This window comes from Chromohalobacter sp. HP20-39 (assembly GCF_033052815.1).
Lineage (GTDB): Bacteria > Pseudomonadota > Gammaproteobacteria > Pseudomonadales > Halomonadaceae > Chromohalobacter.
On the sequence record NZ_JAWHTP010000023.1, the window covers coordinates 1 to 1,134 of the forward strand.

A 1,134-nucleotide genomic window follows, 5' to 3' on the forward strand; every position below is an offset into this window, starting at 1 on the left:
GCGCCCGCTGACCAGCACGTTCGGCGTGTTCGCGCCGGTGGTTGTGAACGCGAGTGTTGCAATGACGATCTCAACAGCCGCCGGCGCCGACCATGCGGCGACGGCTCTGGTGGTCAAGAACGCGCTCACGTCGTACATCAACGCACTGCCGCTGGGCACGACACTTCCGTTCTCCCGGCTCGCGCAGGTGGCATACGACGCTTCCCCCAGCGTGACGAACGTTACAGGCGTGACATTGAACAGCGGCACCGCTGACCTGACGGCCACAAGCCAGCAAGTCATCAAGGCAACTTCTGTGACGGTGGCGTGATGGCAACTGGTGACCAACAAGACATCTACCACCGGATTCGCTCACAGTTGCCGCAGTGGTTTGGCGATGAAGCGTCCTCGCCCGTTCTGAATGGACTGCTGCAGGGGCTGGCATACGCGCTCGCATACTTCTACAGCCTGTTGGCCTACGGCCGTCTGCAGACGCGGATCAAGACGGCCACCGATGGGTGGCTGGACATGATTGCCGCGGATTTTTTCGGCGCCGCGCTGCTGCGGGCGGCCAATCAGTCCGACACGTCGTTCCGCAATCGCATCCTGATCAACCTGTTCCGCGAGCGCGCAACGCGCGCAGGGCTCATCAAGGTGCTGCAGGATCTGACGGGCCGCACGCCGACGATCATCGAGCCACTACGACCGCTAGACACCGGCGTGTATGGCGGTCCGTACATCGGCTACGGAATGGCAGGAGCCTATGGTTCGATGCTCATGCCGTATCAGGCCTTTGTGATTGCCTACAGACCGGCCGGCGCTGGCATTCCGAACGTCGCAGGCTACGGCTACTCAACCGGCGCGTACAACACGCCGTCGCAGGAAGAGTACGCGTCGCTCTCGATGATTCAGGGCGCCGTAAGCGACGCAGACATCTACGCGGCCATCGATAGCGTAAAGCCCGTGGCAACAGTCGTCTGGACCCGCATTTCGAACTGACCTACCTCACATAACCACGCAAGGCGCCTTCGGGCGCCTTTTTTTATGGAGTCGCGATGGATCGCGTCATCGTTTATCCGGGCCAGATCCCTCTGGAAACCGATGTTCTCCGGACCAACAAGTTCGGCATGCTGGCTGTCGCCAAGCTCGCAGCCG

2 protein-coding genes are annotated in these 1,134 nt (G+C 61.6%); both read left to right on the top strand.

Going from position 1 to position 1,134, the window contains the following annotated elements; translation table 11 throughout:
* On the top strand, positions 1 to 310 hold a 310-nt coding region (locus RVY79_RS16590; RefSeq protein WP_317465578.1), incomplete at its 5' end, for a baseplate J/gp47 family protein.
* Positions 310 to 978: a hypothetical protein gene (locus RVY79_RS16595; RefSeq protein ID WP_048932672.1), complete on the top strand. Its 669-nt coding sequence runs from the start codon at positions 310 to 312 to the stop codon at positions 976 to 978. The genes RVY79_RS16590 and RVY79_RS16595, both read left to right, overlap by 1 nt.
* Positions 979 to 1,134: the final 156 nt, after the last annotated feature.

Excerpts from the sequence above, each read along its gene's own strand:
- RVY79_RS16595 (WP_048932672.1), top strand. The coding sequence starts at position 310 with ATGGCAACTGGTGACCAACAAGACATCTACCACCGGATTCGCTCACAG.